This window comes from Streptomyces candidus (assembly GCF_014207445.1).
Lineage (GTDB): Bacteria > Actinomycetota > Actinomycetes > Streptomycetales > Streptomycetaceae > Streptomyces > Streptomyces candidus.
Map to the genome: position 1 here is coordinate 43,321 of NZ_JACHEM010000006.1, position 16,570 is coordinate 59,890.

General features: G+C 71.9%; 14 protein-coding genes and 1 riboswitch. Of the genes, 3 read left to right on the forward strand and 11 right to left on the reverse strand.

Features of this window, described 5'->3' with window-relative positions:
• The first annotated feature begins 141 nt into the window (after positions 1 to 141).
• Complete coding sequence (locus HNQ79_RS13270) at positions 142 to 2,028, forward strand: AAA family ATPase (RefSeq protein ID WP_185030468.1); 1,887 nt, start codon at positions 142 to 144, stop codon at positions 2,026 to 2,028.
• A gap of 200 nt (positions 2,029 to 2,228) precedes the next feature.
• On the opposite strand, the gene HNQ79_RS13275 is transcribed toward HNQ79_RS13270, so the two are convergent.
• The 10 genes from HNQ79_RS13275 to ribD all read right to left on the reverse strand — a co-directional run bounded on the left by HNQ79_RS13275 (position 2,229) and on the right by ribD (position 10,920).
• On the reverse strand, positions 2,229 to 3,338 hold the full coding sequence (locus HNQ79_RS13275; RefSeq protein ID WP_185030471.1) for a hemolysin family protein: 1,110 nt from the start codon (positions 3,336 to 3,338) through the stop codon (positions 2,229 to 2,231).
• A complete protein-coding gene (locus HNQ79_RS13280) occupies positions 3,335 to 4,732 on the reverse strand; it encodes a hemolysin family protein (RefSeq protein ID WP_185030474.1) in 1,398 nt (465 codons plus the stop codon). Before HNQ79_RS13280 ends, HNQ79_RS13275 begins: the two co-directional genes overlap by 4 nt.
• Positions 4,733 to 4,946: 214 nt before the next feature.
• Positions 4,947 to 5,405 carry a PH domain-containing protein gene (locus HNQ79_RS13285; RefSeq protein ID WP_185030476.1) on the reverse strand — a complete coding sequence of 153 codons (459 nt, stop codon included), beginning with the start codon at positions 5,403 to 5,405 and terminating at the stop codon, positions 4,947 to 4,949.
• A gap of 51 nt (positions 5,406 to 5,456) precedes the next feature.
• Entirely contained in the window at positions 5,457 to 6,305 is an 849-nt protein-coding gene (hisG, locus tag HNQ79_RS13290; protein ID WP_185030479.1) for an ATP phosphoribosyltransferase, read from the reverse strand.
• Positions 6,306 to 6,361: 56 nt separating this feature from the next.
• Complete coding sequence (locus HNQ79_RS13295) at positions 6,362 to 6,634, reverse strand: phosphoribosyl-ATP diphosphatase (protein WP_185030482.1); 273 nt, start codon at positions 6,632 to 6,634, stop codon at positions 6,362 to 6,364.
• A 35-nt stretch (positions 6,635 to 6,669) separates the two neighbouring features.
• Positions 6,670 to 7,155, reverse strand: a complete 486-nt coding sequence (gene ribH, locus HNQ79_RS13300; protein ID WP_185030485.1) for a 6,7-dimethyl-8-ribityllumazine synthase — start codon at positions 7,153 to 7,155, stop codon at positions 6,670 to 6,672.
• 51 nt (positions 7,156 to 7,206) lie between these two features.
• Complete coding sequence (locus tag HNQ79_RS13305) at positions 7,207 to 8,583, reverse strand: bifunctional 3,4-dihydroxy-2-butanone-4-phosphate synthase/GTP cyclohydrolase II (RefSeq protein WP_185030487.1); 1,377 nt, start codon at positions 8,581 to 8,583, stop codon at positions 7,207 to 7,209.
• Positions 8,580 to 9,236, reverse strand: a complete 657-nt coding sequence (locus HNQ79_RS13310) for a nicotinamide mononucleotide transporter family protein (protein ID WP_185030490.1) — start codon at positions 9,234 to 9,236, stop codon at positions 8,580 to 8,582. Before HNQ79_RS13310 ends, HNQ79_RS13305 begins: the two co-directional genes overlap by 4 nt.
• A complete protein-coding gene (locus HNQ79_RS13315) occupies positions 9,233 to 9,850 on the reverse strand; it encodes a riboflavin synthase (RefSeq protein WP_185030493.1) in 618 nt (205 codons plus the stop codon). The genes HNQ79_RS13310 and HNQ79_RS13315 overlap by 4 nt, the downstream gene beginning before the upstream one ends.
• Positions 9,851 to 9,852: 2 nt before the next feature.
• A complete protein-coding gene (gene ribD, locus HNQ79_RS13320) occupies positions 9,853 to 10,920 on the reverse strand; it encodes a bifunctional diaminohydroxyphosphoribosylaminopyrimidine deaminase/5-amino-6-(5-phosphoribosylamino)uracil reductase RibD (protein ID WP_185031082.1) in 1,068 nt (355 codons plus the stop codon).
• Between the two features lie 220 nt (positions 10,921 to 11,140).
• Positions 11,141 to 11,271, reverse strand: a riboswitch (FMN riboswitch).
• 249 nt (positions 11,272 to 11,520) lie between these two features.
• On the opposite strand from ribD, the gene HNQ79_RS13325 reads away from it, so the two are divergent.
• Positions 11,521 to 13,905, forward strand: a complete 2,385-nt coding sequence (locus HNQ79_RS13325; RefSeq protein WP_229923565.1) for a chitinase C-terminal domain-containing protein — start codon at positions 11,521 to 11,523, stop codon at positions 13,903 to 13,905.
• Positions 13,906 to 14,056: 151 nt separating this feature from the next.
• Here the strand turns inward: HNQ79_RS13325 and HNQ79_RS13330 are convergent, their stop codons facing one another.
• Positions 14,057 to 15,220: an ROK family transcriptional regulator gene (locus tag HNQ79_RS13330; RefSeq protein WP_185030496.1), complete on the reverse strand. Its 1,164-nt coding sequence runs from the start codon at positions 15,218 to 15,220 to the stop codon at positions 14,057 to 14,059.
• 88 nt (positions 15,221 to 15,308) lie between these two features.
• On the opposite strand from HNQ79_RS13330, the gene HNQ79_RS13335 reads away from it, so the two are divergent.
• A complete protein-coding gene (locus HNQ79_RS13335) occupies positions 15,309 to 16,502 on the forward strand; it encodes an MFS transporter (RefSeq protein WP_185030500.1) in 1,194 nt (397 codons plus the stop codon).
• The last annotated feature ends 68 nt before the right edge of the window (positions 16,503 to 16,570 follow it).

Sequence of the window (16,570 nt, forward strand, 5' to 3'; positions counted from 1 at the left end):
TGCCACATGCCCAGGTACGATGCTCTTCGGTGCGGTCAATTCCCGTCCGGGACAGAGCGGTTCAGGCAAGTGCCAACGGCATCAGGCCTTCGGTGCACGCCCGACAGCACATCGCGGGGGGCACGGTCTGTGGGGGACGTGATGGACTTCGGCACGCAGGGCACGCACGCCCCGGCCGACCTCGCCTGGCTGCGCGGCGTGGACGCCTACACGATGGGGGCGTACCCACAGGCCGAGGAGGAATTCCGGACGGCGGTACGGCTGGACCCCGGCATGGCGGACGGCTGGCTCGGCCTGCACGCCCTGCGCATCGACACGACGACGGCTCTCCTGCGCATGCACCGTCACCGGGACCGGTTCGGCGAGCAGCGTGCCAGGCACCGCAGGACGCTCAACTCCTGGTACTGGCTCGGCTGGTGGGTGCAGCCGGTGCTGGAGAGCCCCCGCGACCTGCTGCTCGCCCACGCCTCGCACTGGCTGGACGGGCGTCATGTCCCGGAGCTGGACCGGGCGTTGGCGGGACTGCCGCCGGTGGACACCGACAGCCACGTCAGGTTCCTCTACGCGTGCCGGGCGTATCTGGTCAAGGACTGGGAGCAGCTGGTCCGGCACACGGACCCCCTCGTCGACGACCCGCTCCTGGGCATCGAGTCCGGTCTCTTCGGCGGGATGGCACGGGTGAGGCTGGAGATGTTCGGGCAGGCCGAGCCGCTGCTCGCGGCCTCCCTGATGCGCTGCCGAAGTGAGCAGCCGCAGCGCAAGGAGCTGCGCTACTGGCTGGCGCGGGCGCACGAGGGCACGGGCCGCAGCGCCGCAGCACTCCCCCTGTACCGGTCGGTGCACCGGGTGGACCCGGCTTTCATGGACACCGCCGCGCGGCTGGCGGCGATCTCCGAGGGCGACGGTCTGGACGGCTACGACGAGACGGCGGCCGGACTCGCCGCGGTGTCGAGGGCGGGCGCCGGGAACAGTCAGGAGGCGGCCGAAGCCCAGGGCGACGCGGATCCGCCGGACGGCGGTGATCTGCGGCTGGGGGGAGACGGACAGCTCCCGTTCGGCGGGGCCGTACCGCCGGGGCCACCCACCGGGGTACGGGAGAAGCCGGGACCGCCGCTGCCCGCCGGGCTGCCGCCCTTCCCGGCCGGGCCGTCCGATCCGGCGCTCCTGGAGCAGGCGCTCGGGGAACTGGACCGGATGGTCGGCATGGAACCGGTGAAGCGCCAGGTGCGCGCGCTGTCCGCGCAGTTGAACATGGCCCGGCTGCGGGCCGGCCAGGGACTGCCCGTCCAGCCGCCGAAACGTCACTTTGTCTTCTCGGGCCCCTCCGGGACGGGGAAGACCACGGTCGCCCGGATCCTGGGGCGGGTCTTCTACGCCCTGGGGCTGCTGGGCGGGGACCACCTGGTGGAGGCGCAACGGGCGGATCTGGTCGGTGAGTTCCTCGGCCAGACCGCCGTGAAGGCGAACGAGCTGATCGACTCGGCGATGGGCGGTGTCCTCTTCGTCGACGAGGCCTACAGTCTCGCCAACTCCGGCTACAGCAAGGGCGACGCGTACGGCGACGAGGCCCTTCAGGTCCTGCTGAAACGGGCCGAGGACAACCGGGACCACCTGGTGGTGATCCTCGCAGGGTACCCGGAGGGGATGGACCGGCTGCTGGCCGTCAACCCGGGGCTCTCGTCGAGGTTCACCACCCGGGTCGACTTCCCGAGCTACCGCCCGCTCGAACTGACGAGCATCGGCGAGGTACTGGCCGGGGACAACGGGGACGCCTGGGACGAGGAGGCGCTGGAGGAGCTGCGGAGCATCAGCGCGCACGTCGTCGAGCAGGGATGGATCGACGAGCTGGGCAACGGGCGGTTCCTGCGGACGCTGTACGAGAAGAGCTGCGCGTACCGCGATCTGCGGCTGTCGGGGTACGCGTCGACGCCGACGCGGGACGAGTTGGCGACGTTGCGGTTGCCGGATCTGATGCAGGCGTACGGGGAGGTGCTGTCGGGGCGGGGGCCGGTGGGGGGAGGGATGTAGGAGGCGGCGTCCGGTGGGGGCCGCGTTCGCTCGGGCGGCAGGGCCGCCCCTACGTCAGCCCTTGGGGCGGCGGGACGTCCCCACGTCAACCTTCCTGGGCGGCGGGGCCCCCGGGGGCGGAACGGGCGGGCAAGGGGGCGGCCCCCGCCGGACGTGCACCGCGCCCTTCCGCCCCGTCCCGCCCCGGTGGCCGACGGGGGTCAGCCGGTGAGGGCCTGGGGGTGGGTTTCGGGGCGGGGGCGGGTCGGGCGGGTTCGTACCGCGACGAGCGGGACGACCCGGTGCGCGGGGTCGCGCACCTCGCCCACCAGCATCTCCAGCACGTCCTCCAGCGCGACCAGCCCCAGCACCCGCCCCGATCCGTCCGCCACCTGCGCCAGGTGCGTTCCCGCCCGCCGCATCACCGACAGGGCGTCGTCGAGGGCCAGTTCGGCCCGCAGCGTCGTCATCGGGCGCCACACCTGATGCGGCACCGCCCCCTCGGCGTCGTCCAGGTCCAGCACGTCCTTGACGTGGATGTATCCCATGAAGGCCCCAGCGGGGCCGGGGGCGCAGACCGGGAAGCGCGAGAAGCCGGTGCGTACCGTCAGCTCCTCGATCCGGCGGGGGGTGACCGACGGGTCGACGGTCACCAGTGCCGACCTGCCGAGCAGGACGTCGGTGAGGGGACGGCTGCCCAGCCCCAGTGCGTCTTCGAGCCGTTCCTGCTCGCCGGGTTCCAGCAGACCCGCCTGGCCGGAGTCCCCGACCAGCCGGTTGAGCTGTTCGCTCGTGAAGACGGACGCGACCTCCTCACGGGACTCGACCCGGAAGAGTCCCAGCACGAGACGTGCGCACCAGCCCAGCGCCGCCGTGACGGGCCGGGACAGCCGTGCGAAGGCCACGAGGCCGGGGCCGAACCACAGGGCAGTCTTCTCCGGGGCGGCCATCGCCAGGTTCTTGGGCACCATCTCGCCGACGACGAGGTGCAGGAAGACCACGACGGCGAGGGCGATCGCATAGCCGAGGGGATGGATCAGGCCGTCGGGAACGCGCGCCGCCTGGAAGACGGGCTCCAGGAGGCGTGCGACGGTCGGTTCCGCGACCGCGCCCAGCGTCAACGAGCAGACAGTGATGCCGAGCTGGGCCGCCGCCATCATCTGCGGGAGGTGTTCGAGCCCGTGCACGACCTGCCCGGCGCGGGCCGAACCGGCTGCCGCGAGGGGCTCGATCTGGCTGCGCCGTACGGACACCAGGGCGAACTCGGCACCGACGAAGAAGCCGTTGGCCAGAACCAGCAGGAGGGCGACGAGGAGTTGCAGGGCGCTCATCGGGCCGCCTCCACGAGCTGCTGGGTGCGGTGCACGTCCCTTGTGCGCCGGGCGTCCTCGACGGGCCGGCCGACGGTTCCCGCACCGGCTACGTGCACCAGCCGCACGCGCTCCGCGCGGTAGTGGTCGACCTGCCGTACGGTCAGCTTCCAGCCGGGCAGTTCGGCTCGGTCACCGGGGGCGGGGATGCGGCCCAGCAGATCGGCCACCAGGCCCGCCACCGTCTCGTACGGGCCGTCCGGGACGTCGAGTCCTATCCGGTGCAGGGTGAGTACCCGGCAGCTGCCGTCGGCCTCCCAGGCGGGGCTGCCGTCCTCGGGGGCGAGCGGGAGCAGTTCGGGCCGGTCGGCGCCGACGGCGTCGTGCTCGTCGCGGACCTCGCCGACGAGCTCCTCGACGATGTCCTCCAGAGTGACGACGCCCGCGGTGCCCCCGTACTCGTCGACCACGACGGCCATCGGCTGTTCGCCGCGCAGCCGCTCCAGCAGCGGCTGTACCGGCAGCGTCCCGGGCACCAGGAGCGGCGGAACGGCGATCCGGCCCACGGGCACCCGGATGCGTTCGTGCGCGGGCACCGCCAGCGCGGCCTTGAGGTGCACCACGCCGACGATCTCGTCGATGCGCTCCCGGTGGACGGGGAAGCGCGAGAACCCGGTCGCCCGGGTCAGGTTGATCACGTCGGCGGCGGTCGCCGACGACTGGAGGGAGATGACCTTCACGCGCGGCGTCATCACGTGCTGGGCCGTGAGGTGGCCCAGCGACAGCGTCCGTACGAACAGGTCGGCGGTGTCCTGTTCCAGTGTCCCCGCCCGCGCCGAGTGCCGGGCCAGTGAGACGAGTTCGACGGGGGTGCGGGCGGAGGCGAGTTCGTCCGTCGGTTCCACGCCCAGGGCCCGCACGAGACGGTTGGCCACCCGGTTGAGAAAGATGATCACCGGGCGCAGGGCGGTCGCGAAGAGGTGCTGCGGGCCCGCCACGAAGCGGGCGACCTGGAGCGGCCTGGACACCGCCCAGTTCTTGGGCACCAGTTCGCCGATCACCATCTGCACGGCGGAGGCGAGCAGCATGCCGGTGACGACGCCGACGCCCGGGACGGCGCCCGCCGGTATGCCCGTCGCGGTCAGCGGCCCGTGCAGGAGCTGTGCGAGCGCGGGCTGGGCGAGCATGCCGACGACGAGCGAGGTGACAGTGATGCCGAGCTGGGTGCCGGAGAGCTGGAAGGACAGCTCGCGCAGGGACTGCACGACCCGGCCGGCGCGCTTGTCGCCGGTGGCGGCGGCTCGTTCGGCGTCGGGGCGCTCCACGGTGACGAGGCCGAACTCGGCCGCCACGAAGAAGCCGTTGGCGAGGATGAGGAGGAACGCTGCGGCGAGCAGCAGAAGCGGAACGGTCATGCCGCCGCCTCGTGGAGGAAGAGGGCGGCGCGGGTACTGCCGGACGATCCGTCCATTGCTGGAGGGAGTCACTCCTTGGGTCGAAGGTGCGACCCCGCGGGCCACGAGGGCTGTACGTGCGGGGCGGAGGGCACGGGCCCTCCGCCCCACAGAGTAGACAGGACGGCCCGTCGGCGGGCCGGGGCCCGGCCCCCCGGCGCGGGCGGGGCAGGCGTCAGTCGGCGTGCGTGCCGTGGGCCTCGACGAGGGCGCGCAGGGCGCGGGCGTCGCGGATGGCCTTCTCCTTGGCGATGCCGGGCTGGATGCCGAGGGCGGGCAGGCTGGTGCCGTCGCTGAGGTCCAGGAAGACCCAGGCGTCGCCGGGTCGCAGGTTCACCTGGAGGATCTCCGCCCAGGCGAGCCGGCGCCTGGTGGTGAGGTTCACCACCGTGACACCGGACTCCTCGGCGACCACCTTGGGCCGGCTGAGCAGCAGCAGCACACCGAACATGAGCGCGCCGGTGAAGACGAAGCTGGCGCGCTCCCCCGGGCTGAGCGTCTCCAGCAGGAGGCCGACCGCCGAGATCACGGCGAACATCAGCACCCCTATGGTCAGCAGGACCGCACGGGTGCGGTTGGGCCTGAAGGTGACCGGCAGGGCGGGGAGTTCGGGCTGCGACACGGCGGACTGCATCCTTCTGCGTACGTACGGGGAACTGAACGGACCGGACGGGTCCGGACGGAGTCAGAGACGGCAGGCGTGGATGGCCGTGGTGAGGATGGCCCGGGCGCCCAGCGCGTACAGGTCGTCCATGATCCGCTGGGCCTCCTTGGCGGCGACCATGGAGCGGACCGCGACCCAGCCCTCGTGGTGCAGCGGGGAGATCGTCGGGGACTCCAGGCCGGGGGTCAGCGCGACGGCCTTCTCCAGGTGCTCGACCCGGCAGTCGTAGTCCATCATCACGTACGAGCGGGCCACCAGGACGCCCTGCAGGCGGCGCAGGAACTGCTGCACCTTGGGGTCGTCCGCGGGGGCGCCGGTGCGGCGGATGACGACGGCCTCGGACTTCATGATGGGTTCGCCGATGACTTCCAGGCCCGCGTTGCGCAGCGAGGTCCCGGTCTCGACGACGTCCGCGATGATCTGGGCGACGCCCAGCTCGATGGCGGTCTCCACCGCGCCGTCGAGGTGGACGACGGAGGCGTCGATGCCCTCGTCGGCGAGGTGCTTGGCGACGATGCCCTCGTACGAGGTGGCCACCGTCATCCCGCCGAAGTCCTGGACGCCGGTCGCGGTGCCCGGGCGCGTCGCGTAGCGGAAGGTGGAGCGGGCGAAGCCGAGCTGGAGGATCTCCTCGGCGCTGGCCCCGGAGTCGAGCAGCAGGTCGCGCCCGGTGATGCCGATGTCGAGCTTGCCGGAGCTGACGTAGATGGCGATGTCGCGGGGGCGGAGGTAGAAGAACTCGACCTCGTTCTCCGGGTCGACCAGGACGAGTTCCTTGGACTCCTTGCGCTGCTGGTAGCCGGCCTCATGGAGCATCGCCGACGCAGGTCCGGAGAGGGAGCCCTTGTTCGGGATGGCGATGCGCAGCATGAGGTCAGCTTCCTTTGGTGCGAAGGGAACAGCGGAGGGTGGGGTGGGGCGTGGGCTCAGAGGTGTGCGTAGACGTCGTCGAGCGAGATCCCGCGCGCGACCATCATCACCTGGACGTGGTACAGCAGCTGCGAGATCTCCTCGGCGGCGGCTTCCTTGCCCTCGTACTCGGCGGCCATCCAGACTTCGGCGGCCTCCTCGACGACCTTCTTGCCGATGGCATGGACGCCCTTTTCCACCAGCTCGGCGGTGCGGGAGGTGGTGGGGTCGCCGTTGGCGGCCTTGAGCTGGAGCTCGGTGAAGAGCTCTTCGAAAGTCTTGTTGGCCATGATGGTCCTTAGAGTACGGGGTGCCGCTCCGGCACTCAGCGCCAGGGTTCGGCGACCGTGCGCAGCGTCGTGGCGGTGGCGACGGCGGCGGTGACGGCCTCGTGCCCCTTGTCCTCGGTGGAGCCGTCCAGCCCGGCCCGGTCCAGGGCCTGCTCCTCGGTGTCGCAGGTCAGTACGCCGAAGCCGATGGGGACGCCGGTGTCGACGGAGACCTGGGTGAGGCCGTGGGTGACGCCCTGGCACACGTACTCGAAGTGGGGGGTGCCGCCGCGGATGACGACCCCGAGGGCGACGATCGCGTCGTAGCCGCGGCCCGCGAGGACCTTGGCGACGACGGGCAGCTCGTAGCTGCCGGGGACCCTGAGCAGCGTCGGCTCGTCGATGCCGAGCTCGTGCAGGGCGCGCAGGGCGCCGTCGACGAGGCCGTCCATGATCTTCTCGTGCCACTGGGCCGCGATGACCGCCACCCGCAGGTCGTTGCAGTTCTTCACGCTCAGTTCGGGTGCACCCTTGCCGCTCACGCGCTCTCTCCTCTGTGTGGTGGTGTACGTCTGTGTGGTGGTCCGGAGGTGTTACTGGTTGCCGCAGGTGGGGGCGGCGGCGCCGTCCAGCCAGGGCAGGTCGTGGCCCATCCGGTCCCGCTTGGTGCGCAGGTACCGGAGGTTGTGCTCGCCGGCCTGTACGGGCATGGCCTCGCGTCCGCCGACGACGAGTCCGTGCCGGACGAGCGCGGTGATCTTGTCCGGGTTGTTCGTCATCAGACGCAGACTGCGCACGCCGAGGTCGGCGAGGATCCGCGCACCGGCCGCGTAGTCCCGGGCGTCGGCGGGCAGGCCCAGTTCGAGGTTGGCGTCGAGGGTGTCGACGCCGCGCTCCTGGAGTTCGTAGGCCCTGAGCTTGGACAGCAGGCCGATGCCGCGCCCCTCGTGTCCGCGCAGGTAGACGACGACGCCGCGGCCCTCCTCGGTGACGCGGCGCATGGAGGCGTCCAGCTGGGGGCCGCAGTCGCAGCGCTGGGAGTGGAAGATGTCGCCGGTGAGGCACTCGGAGTGGACGCGGACCAGGACGTCCTCGCCGTCGCCGAGGTCGCCGTGGACGAGCGCGACGTGCTCGACGCCGTCGGCGAGCGCGCGGTAGCCGTACGCGGTGAACTCGCCGAACGTGGTGGGCAGGTGCACTTCGGCCTCGCGGCGGACGACGGGTGCGTCCGTCTCCTCGGCGACCGTCGGGGCCGGAGCGAACTCGGTGGCGCGGCGGTGGGCGGCCAGGTCCTCGATGGAGATGATCGTCAGGCCGTGCTTGCGGGCGAACGGGACCAGTTCGGGCAGCCGCAGCATGACGCCGTCCTCGTCCGCGATCTCCACGATGGCCCCGGCCGGCCGCAGTCCCGCGAGGCGTGCCAGGTCGACGGCGGCCTCGGTGTGGCCGTTGCGGACCAGGACGCCGCCGGGACGGGCGCGCAGCGGGAAGATGTGGCCGGGCCGGACGAAGTCGACCGGGGTGCTGTCGCCGGAGGCCAGCAGCCGCAGCGTGGTGGCGCGGTCGGAGGCGGAGATTCCGGTGGTGACGCCGTGTGCGCCGGAGGCGTCGACGGAGACGGTGAAGGCGGTGCGCATCAACTCGGTGTTGTGCTCGACCATCTGCGGCAGGGCGAGCCGGTCCAGCTCCGGGCCCTCCATGGGGGCGCAGATCAGGCCGCGGCACTCGCTCATCATGAACGCGACGATCTCGGGTGTGATCTTCTCGGCGGCGACGATCAGATCGCCCTCGTTCTCGCGGTCCTCGTCGTCGACGACGACGATCGGGCGGCCGGCCGCGATGTCGCGGATCGCCTGCTCGACCGGGTCGAGGCGCAGGTCTTCGTGGCTGTCGTGGCTCACGAGTGCCTCCCGGCTGTCGTAGGGGGCGGGGGTCGGGACGGTGTCGACGGGGGTCAGAGCGGTGGTCATGCCGAGGCTCCTTCGAGTGCGGGCGGGGCGACGGCGGCGCGGGAGCGCAGCCACCAGTCCCGCATCCCCCACAGGACGAGGACGAGGTAGATGACGTACACGAATCCGGAGAAGGCGAGTCCGCTGCTGAAGGCGAGCGGGACACCGACGAGGTCGACCAGCAGCCAGGCGAACCAGAACTCGACCAGACCGCGTGCCTGGGCCACCATCGCGGCGAGCGTGCCGACGAAGATGTACGCGTCGGCCCACGGGCTCCAGGACAGGTTCGGGTAGAGGGTGAAGAGGCCGCCGACGGCGAGGGTGCCGAGCACCGCGCCGCCGATCAGCAGGCCGCGTTCGCGCCAGGTGGCGAAGCGGACGGCGATCGTCCCGTCCTGGGCCTGCTGCTTGCCGCGCTGCCACTGCCGCCAGCCCCACAGGGCGACGCCGATGACCAGCAGCTGCTTCCCGACCCCGCCGCTGAGCTGCACGGACGCGTAGGCGGCGACCAGGATGACACCGGAGGCGAGCTGGGCGGGCCAGGTCCATATGGAGCGCCGCCAGCCGAGGGCGAGGGCCAGCAGACCGACGGTGTTGCCGATCATGTCGGACCACAGGATGTGCTGCCCGAAGGCCGTGAAGGCTTCGGCGTTGAGCCAGGCGAAGGCGCTCACTTCACGGTCTCCTCGGGGGTGGCGGCGCGGGTGCCGAGCAGGCGCTCGACGTACTTGGCGAGGACGTCGACTTCGAGGTTGACCGGGTCTCCGGCCTGCTTGATGCCGAGCGTGGTCAGCGCGAGGGTGGTGGGGATGAGGCTGATGGTGAAGTGGTCGTCGCCCGCGTCGACGACGGTGAGGCTCACGCCGTCGACCGTGATCGAGCCCTTCTCTACGACGTACCGGGACAGCCCCTCGGGGAGGGCGACCTTGACGATCTCCCAGTGCTCGGAGGGCTTGCGGTCGACGATGGTGCCGGTGCCGTCGACGTGGCCCTGGACGAGGTGGCCGCCGAGGCGTCCGCCGAGCGCCATGGGGCGCTCCAGGTTGACGCGCGAGCCGACGACGAGGGCGCCGAGGCTGGAGCGGTTGAGGGTCTCGGCCATCACGTCGGCGGTGAACTCGCCGTCCGCGGTGTCGACGACGGTCAGGCAGACGCCGTTGACGGCGATCGAGTCGCCGTGCTTGGCGTCCTCGGTGACGAGGGGGCCGCGCAGACGGAAGCGGGAGGAGTCGCCGAGGTTCTCGACGGCGGTGACCTCACCCAGTTCTTCGACGATTCCGGTGAACACGCTCAGCGCTCCTTCGTTGCGGCGGGGGTGACGGTGGGGACGGCGGTGATGCGGAGGTCGGAACCGATGCGGACCGTCTCGGTCACATCGAGGCGCAACGCGTCGGAGAGGGTGCTGATTCCGGCGTCGCCGAGGGCGGCGGGGCCGGCGCCCAGCAGGACGGGGGCGAGGTAGCCGACCACCTTGTCGACGGCTCCGGCAGCGACGAACGCGCCCGCGAGGGTCGGTCCGCCCTCCAGCAGTACGGAGCGCACGCCGCGCGCGTACAGCTCGGCGAGCAGGGCGCGGACGTCGAGTCCGCCGTCGGCGCGGGGCACGCGTACGACGTCGGCGAGGTCGGTCCGCGCGTCCTCGGCGACCGCGACGAGGGTCGGTGCGGCGTCGTCCAGGACCCGCGCACCGGGCCCGACCGCCCGCGCGTCCGTGTCGAGGACCACGCGCAACGGCTGAACGGCGCCGTCGACGCCGCGTACGGCGAGGTGCGGATCGTCCGCACGCATCGTCCCGGAACCGACCACCACGGCGTCGGCCTCGGCGCGCAGCCGGTGGACATCGGCGCGGGACTCGGCGCAGGAGATCCAGCGGCTGGTGCCGTCGGCGGCGGCGATCCGGCCGTCGAGCGTGGCCGCGTACTTCCACAGGACGTACGGGCGGCCCCGGTGCACCGAGGTGAGCCAGGCGGCGTTCCCTTCGGCGGCCTCCGCTTCGAGGAGTCCCTGCTCGACCTGGATCCCGGCGGCGCGGAGGGTGTCCGCTCCGCCGGTGGCCTGCGGGTTCGGGTCGGCGACGGCGTAGACGACGCGGGCGACTCCGGCGTCCAGGAGGGCCTGCGCGCAGGGGCCGGTGCGGCCGGTGTGGTTGCAGGGCTCCAGGGTGACGAAGGCGGTGGCGCCCCGTGCCCTGTCCCCCGCGTCCCGCAGGGCGTGGACCTCGGCGTGCGGGCCGCCGGCCCGCTGGTGAAAGCCTTCGCCGACGATCCGGCCCGAGGCGTCCGTGAGAACGCATCCGACGACCGGGTTGGGGCTGGTGGCGCCGAGGCCGCGCGCTGCGAGCGTGATCGCTCGGCGCATCGCGGTCCGGTCTGCTGCGGCGGTTGCCACCGGGTCTCCTGCCTCTTCGGGCACGGACTCCGGGGCCTGTCGATGACGACAGAGGAAGCGGGCACACGTCACGGGATGCGGAAGCACGGCCACGCCGGGCCGGAACAGAGGGTCGTTCCGCGCGCGCACGTCATGTGCCTGCACGGACCACCCGCCGACGGCGGCGTACCAAACGACCTGTGACGGCCCGCCGCGCACTGCCTCCCATCCGGACTTTCACCGTCGGTCCAGGAATTACACCTGGTCAACCGGTCACTGGAGGTGACCGGGTCGCGGACTATAACCGCCGGTTCGGAATTACACCGACCCCGGAGTGCGCTGCTGCTGGTACACGGCAAGTGTGCCACGCCCGGCCGCGGCGTGGGCCGGAGGGACCTGTGGATTGACTCACAGCACCTGTGGGCCGGATCACATTTAAAGGTCCAGACCTATTGACGCGCTGGTCTAGTCCTCTTAACGTCTGCGTCACCTCCCGGAGACAGCCCGCCGGTGTGCGCACACCCCGGGCACGCAACACGGACCATCCCCCGTCCCCTCGTGTGACGCCGAGCCTCCCCAGGAGGACCTGACGTGCTGTCCCCCACAAGACCCACCCGCCGCTCCCGCGCCCCGCGCGCCCGGGGCTCCCTGATCGCCGCGGGCACCGCGACCGCGGCCGTCGCCGCGCTGCTCGCCGGCACCCTCGCCGCGCACGCCGCACCGGCCGCCCCCGCCGCCGTGGACCACGAGACCTGCAGGCCCGACGGGCTCCACAGGACACCGGGCGTGGACGTCCCGTACTGCTCGGTCTACGACACCGAGGGCCGCGAGAAGATGGGCGCCGACCACCAGCGCCGCATCATCGGCTACTTCACCGGCTGGCGCACCGGCAAGGACGGCCTGCCGTCCTACCTGGCGTCCGACATCCCCTGGGACAAGGTCACCCACCTCAACTACGCGTTCGCGCACATCGGCGGCGACAACAGGATCTCGGTCGGCGCGGACGGCGAGAAGAACGCCGCCACCGGCATGACCTGGCCCGGCGTGGCGGGCTCCGAGATGGACCCCGCGCTTCCGTACAAGGGCCACTTCAACCAGCTGAACAAGTTCAAGAAGAAGCACCCGGACGTCAAGACCCTCGTCTCGGTGGGCGGCTGGGCGGAGTCCGGGGGCTACTTCGGCGAGGACGGCAAGCGCGTCGGCTCCGGCGGCTTCTACACGATGGCCACCAACGCCGACGGATCGGTGAACCAGGCCGGCATCAACACCTTCGCCGACTCCGCCGTCGCCTTCATCAAGAAGTACGGCTTCAACGGCCTCGACATCGACTACGAATACCCCACGTCGATGAAGGACGCGGGACACCCGGCGGACTTCCCGATCTCCAACGCGCGGCGCGGCGGTCTGGTCAAGGGCTACGCGGTGCTGATGAAGTCGCTGCGCGAGAAGCTCGACCGGGCGGGCGCCGCCGACGGCAAGCACTACCTGCTCACCGTCGCCGCCCCCTCCTCCGGCTACCTGCTGCGCGGCATGGAGACCTTCCAGGTCCAGAAGTACCTGGACTACGTCAACATCATGTCGTACGACCTGCACGGCGCCTGGAACGAGCACGTCGGCCCGAACGCCGCGCTCTTCGACAACGGCAAGGACGGCGAACTGGCCGCCGCCAACGTCTACGGCAGCGCGCAGTACGGCGGGATCGGTTACCTGAACACCGACTGGGCGTACCACTACTTCCGCGGCTCGATGCCCGCGGGACGCATCAACGTGGGCCTGCCGTACTACACCCGGGGACACAAGAACGTGCAGGGCGGTACGGACGGGCTGTGGGGCAAGGCCGCCGCCACCTCCTGTCCGGCCGGGTCGGGCCTCACCAAGTGCGGCGACGGCGCGGTCGGCATCGACAACCTGTGGCACGACAAGGACGACAACGGCCAGGAGTCCCCGGCGGGCTCCAACCCGATGTGGCACGCGAAGAACCTGGAGAAGGGGATCGTCGGCGACTACGTCACCACCTACGGCTTCCCGACCGGCACCAGGCTGACGGGCGCCTACGTCCGCAAGTACGACTCGACGCTGGTCGCGCCGTGGCTGTGGAACGCGGAGAAGAAGGTCTTCCTGTCGACGGAGGACGAGCAGTCGGTGGGCGCCAAGGCCGACTACGTGGTGGACCGGGGCATCGGCGGCACCATGATCTGGGAGCTGGCGGGCGACTACGGCTGGAACGCGGCCAAGGGCCAGTACGACCCCGGTTCCACGCTGACCTCGCTGATGTACGACAAGTTCAAGGCGGCGAAGCCGTACGGCGCGGCCGTGTCGAACAAGCCGCTGCCGAAGAAGACCGTCGACATCGGTGTGGAGTTCGGCGACTTCAAGCTGGGCGACTCCAACTACCCGATCACTCCGAAGCTGAAGATCACCAACCGTACGAAGACGGCCCTCCCGGGCGGCACGGAGTTCCAGTTCGACTACTCGACGTCGGCCCCGGCCAACGCGTCCGACCAGTCGGGCTTCGGCACCAAGGTGATCAGCAGCGATCACACCGGCAGCAACATCGGCGGTCTGAAGGGTGACTTCCACCGGGCCTCGTTGAAGCTCCCGGCCTGGCAGTCGCTGGCGCCCGGCGCATCCGTCGAGCTGTCCTTCAACTACTACCTGCCGGTGTCCACGCCGTGGAACTGGACGGTGAACATCGGCGGCACGTCGTACGCCCTCGCCGGTGACCTGGCGCGCGGCACGGAGCAGGTGGAGCCGGGCCCGGGCCCGGGTCCGGGCCCCGACCCGACGCCCACTCCCACCCCCACGCCCACCCCGGGTGCGTGCGCCGCGCCCGCCTACGTCGCGGCCACCGCGTACGGCGGCGGGGCGACCGTGTCGCACAAGGGCCGCCAGTGGAAGGCCAAGTGGTGGACGCAAGGCGCGGAACCCGGCACCACCGGTGAATGGGGGGTGTGGCAGGACCTCGGCGCCTGCTGACGCACCGCGCCCACCCGCTCCGCCCCGGTTCCCCCCTCTCGCGGAGGGAGCCGGGGCGGAGGTGTTTCCCGTGCCCCCGCCGGGGGTGGGGAGTCGGGAAGGAAGTCTTTCGCGCCCCGGCCGGCCGGGCCCGGGAGCCTTTCGCGCCCGGCTAGCGTGCGGGGGCGAACAGTTCGTCCTGGGCCGCCTCGCGGGCGACGAGCAGCGCGCCGCCCAGCACGGCGCCGCCGCCCAGTTCCCCGGCCCGCACCTCGGTGCGCAGCGGGGAGAGCTGCGCGAGACGCGCCTCGACCCGCGCCGCGAGGACCTTGCCGCCCGCCAGCCCCAGCTCGCCGCCCAGCACCACGCATCCCGGGTCGAGGACGGCGGCCACCGACGCGGCGCCCAGCGCCAGCCGTTCGGTGAGGGCGTCCAGGAACGGCTCCGCACGTTCGCCCGCCCCCAGGGCCGCGGCGAGCGTGGCGGGTGCGTCCGGACCGGTCGTCACGCCGTGTGCGGCGGCCAGTTCCTGGACCGCCGCACCGCCGGCCAGTGAGTGGAAGCCGCCGTCGCAGTGGATGGCCGACGGCAGCCCGCGGGTGCCCGGCATCGGCAGGAAGCCGATCTCGCCGGCGCCGCCGGACGCCCCTCTGCGGAGTTTCCCGTCCAGCACCAAGGCCGCCCCGACGCCCGCCCCCAGCCACAGCAGGACGAAGGTGCCGTGGGCACGCGCCCCGCCCCGACGCTGTTCGGCGACGGCGGCGAGATTGGTCTCGTTCTCGACGAGCACGGTCGCGGGCAGCCGCTCCTGGAGCACCCGGACCAGGCCGCGGTGCCAGGCGGGCAGTCCCGTGGAGTCGCGCAGTTCTCCGGTGGCCGGATCGACGAGCCCGGGGGCGCCGATGCCGACGGTGTGCAGGGGGGCGGCTCCCGCTTCGCGGGCGGTGCGCTCCAGCAGCGCGACGGCCGCTTCCACCGCCTGTTCGGTGGGTACGTCCTCCTCCACGGAGAGGGTCGCTTCGGCGAGGGTACGGCCGAGCAGGTCGGCGACGCCGACGCCGACGCTGTCGGTCCGTACGTCCAGGGCCGCGAGGTAGGCGCGGTCGGCGACGATTCCGTACACCCGGGCGTTGGGGCCCCGCCGTTGGGCTCCGCTCTCCCCCACGACGGTGATCAGGCCGCCGTCCTGAAGGCGTTCGACGAGATCGGCGACCGAGGGACGGGAGAGGCCGGTGAGGTTCTTGAGCTGTCCTGCCGTCAACGGACCCTCCTCCTGGAGCAGTTGCAGGGCGCGCCGGTCGTTCAGGGCGCGGGCGGTGCTCGGAGAGGCGGGCATGGGCCGGATCCTTTCAGATCTATTTATCAGGCAGGCTTCCTGATAGTTTACGGCGCGACACGGGACCGAAGCGGGCGTGAGGGGAAGCATGGAACTCGGTACAGAGCGGTTGAAGCGGGCGCGGTACGCCGTCGCGGCCGTGTTCTGCGTCCACGGGGCGGTGACCGGCAGCTTCGCCACCCGCATCCCGTGGATCCAGGACCACGCCTCGGTCGGCGCGGGGCAGCTCGGCCTGGCGCTGGCCTTCCCCGCGATCGGCGCGTCGCTGGCGATGCCGCTGGCAGGAGCGGTCTCGCACCGCTTCGGGGCCCGCAACGCGCTGCGCGGCCTGCTGACGCTGTGGACGCTCGCGCTGATCCTGCCCTCCCTCGCGCCGAACATCTGGACGCTGTGCGCGGCGCTCTTCGTGTACGGAGCCACCGCCGGGATGTCGGACGTGGCGATGAACGCACTCGGCGTGGACGTCGAGAACCGGCTCAACAGGTCGATCATGTCGGGGCTGCACGGCATGTGGAGCGTGGGCGCGCTGATCGGTTCGGCCGCCGGCACCCTCGCCGCGCACCTGGGCAGCGACGCGCGGCTGCACCACCTGCTCGCCGCGCTCGTGCTGACCGCGCTGGGCCTGGCCGCCTGCCAGGGCGTACTGGACCTGCGCAGCGCTCCGGAAGCGGAGGCGCCGCCGCGCTTCGCCCTGCCGCCCAAGTCGGCGCTGGTCATCGGCGCGGTGGGATTCTGCGCGGTGTTCGCGGAGGGGGCCAGTCTGGACTGGTCGGCGGTGTACCTGCGGGACGTCCTGAACACCGACCCCGGCCTGGCGGCGGCGTCCACCACGGCGTTCGCGGCGACCATGGCGGCGGCCCGGCTGACCGGCGACCGGGTGGTGGACCGGTTCGGTCCGGTACCCACCGTGCGCGTCGGCGGTGTGGCGGCGACCCTGGGCGGCGCGCTGGTGGTCGTGGCACCGAACGTGCCGCTGGCCCTGACGGGGTTCGCGCTCATCGGCCTCGGGATCGCGGTCGTCGTCCCGCTGGCCTTCGCCGCGGCCGGGCGCAGCGGGCCGAACCCCAGCCAGGCCATCGCCGGCGTGGCGACCATCACGTACACCTCGGGCCTGATCGCACCCTCCGCCATCGGCGCGGTCGCGGACGTGACATCACTGGTGGTGTCGTTCGGTCTGGTGACGGTGCTGGCGTTCGGTCTCGTGGTAGGGGCGCACGTGCTGCGGGGTGCGGGCCGGGAGGGCGCGGCGGCGGCAGCGGAAGCGGCGCCCACCGGGAAGTGAGCGTCCCTTTTCGGCTCTAGCATTTGCTTCGATCCATTCGGATCCGATCAATTCGGATCAGAAGCAGA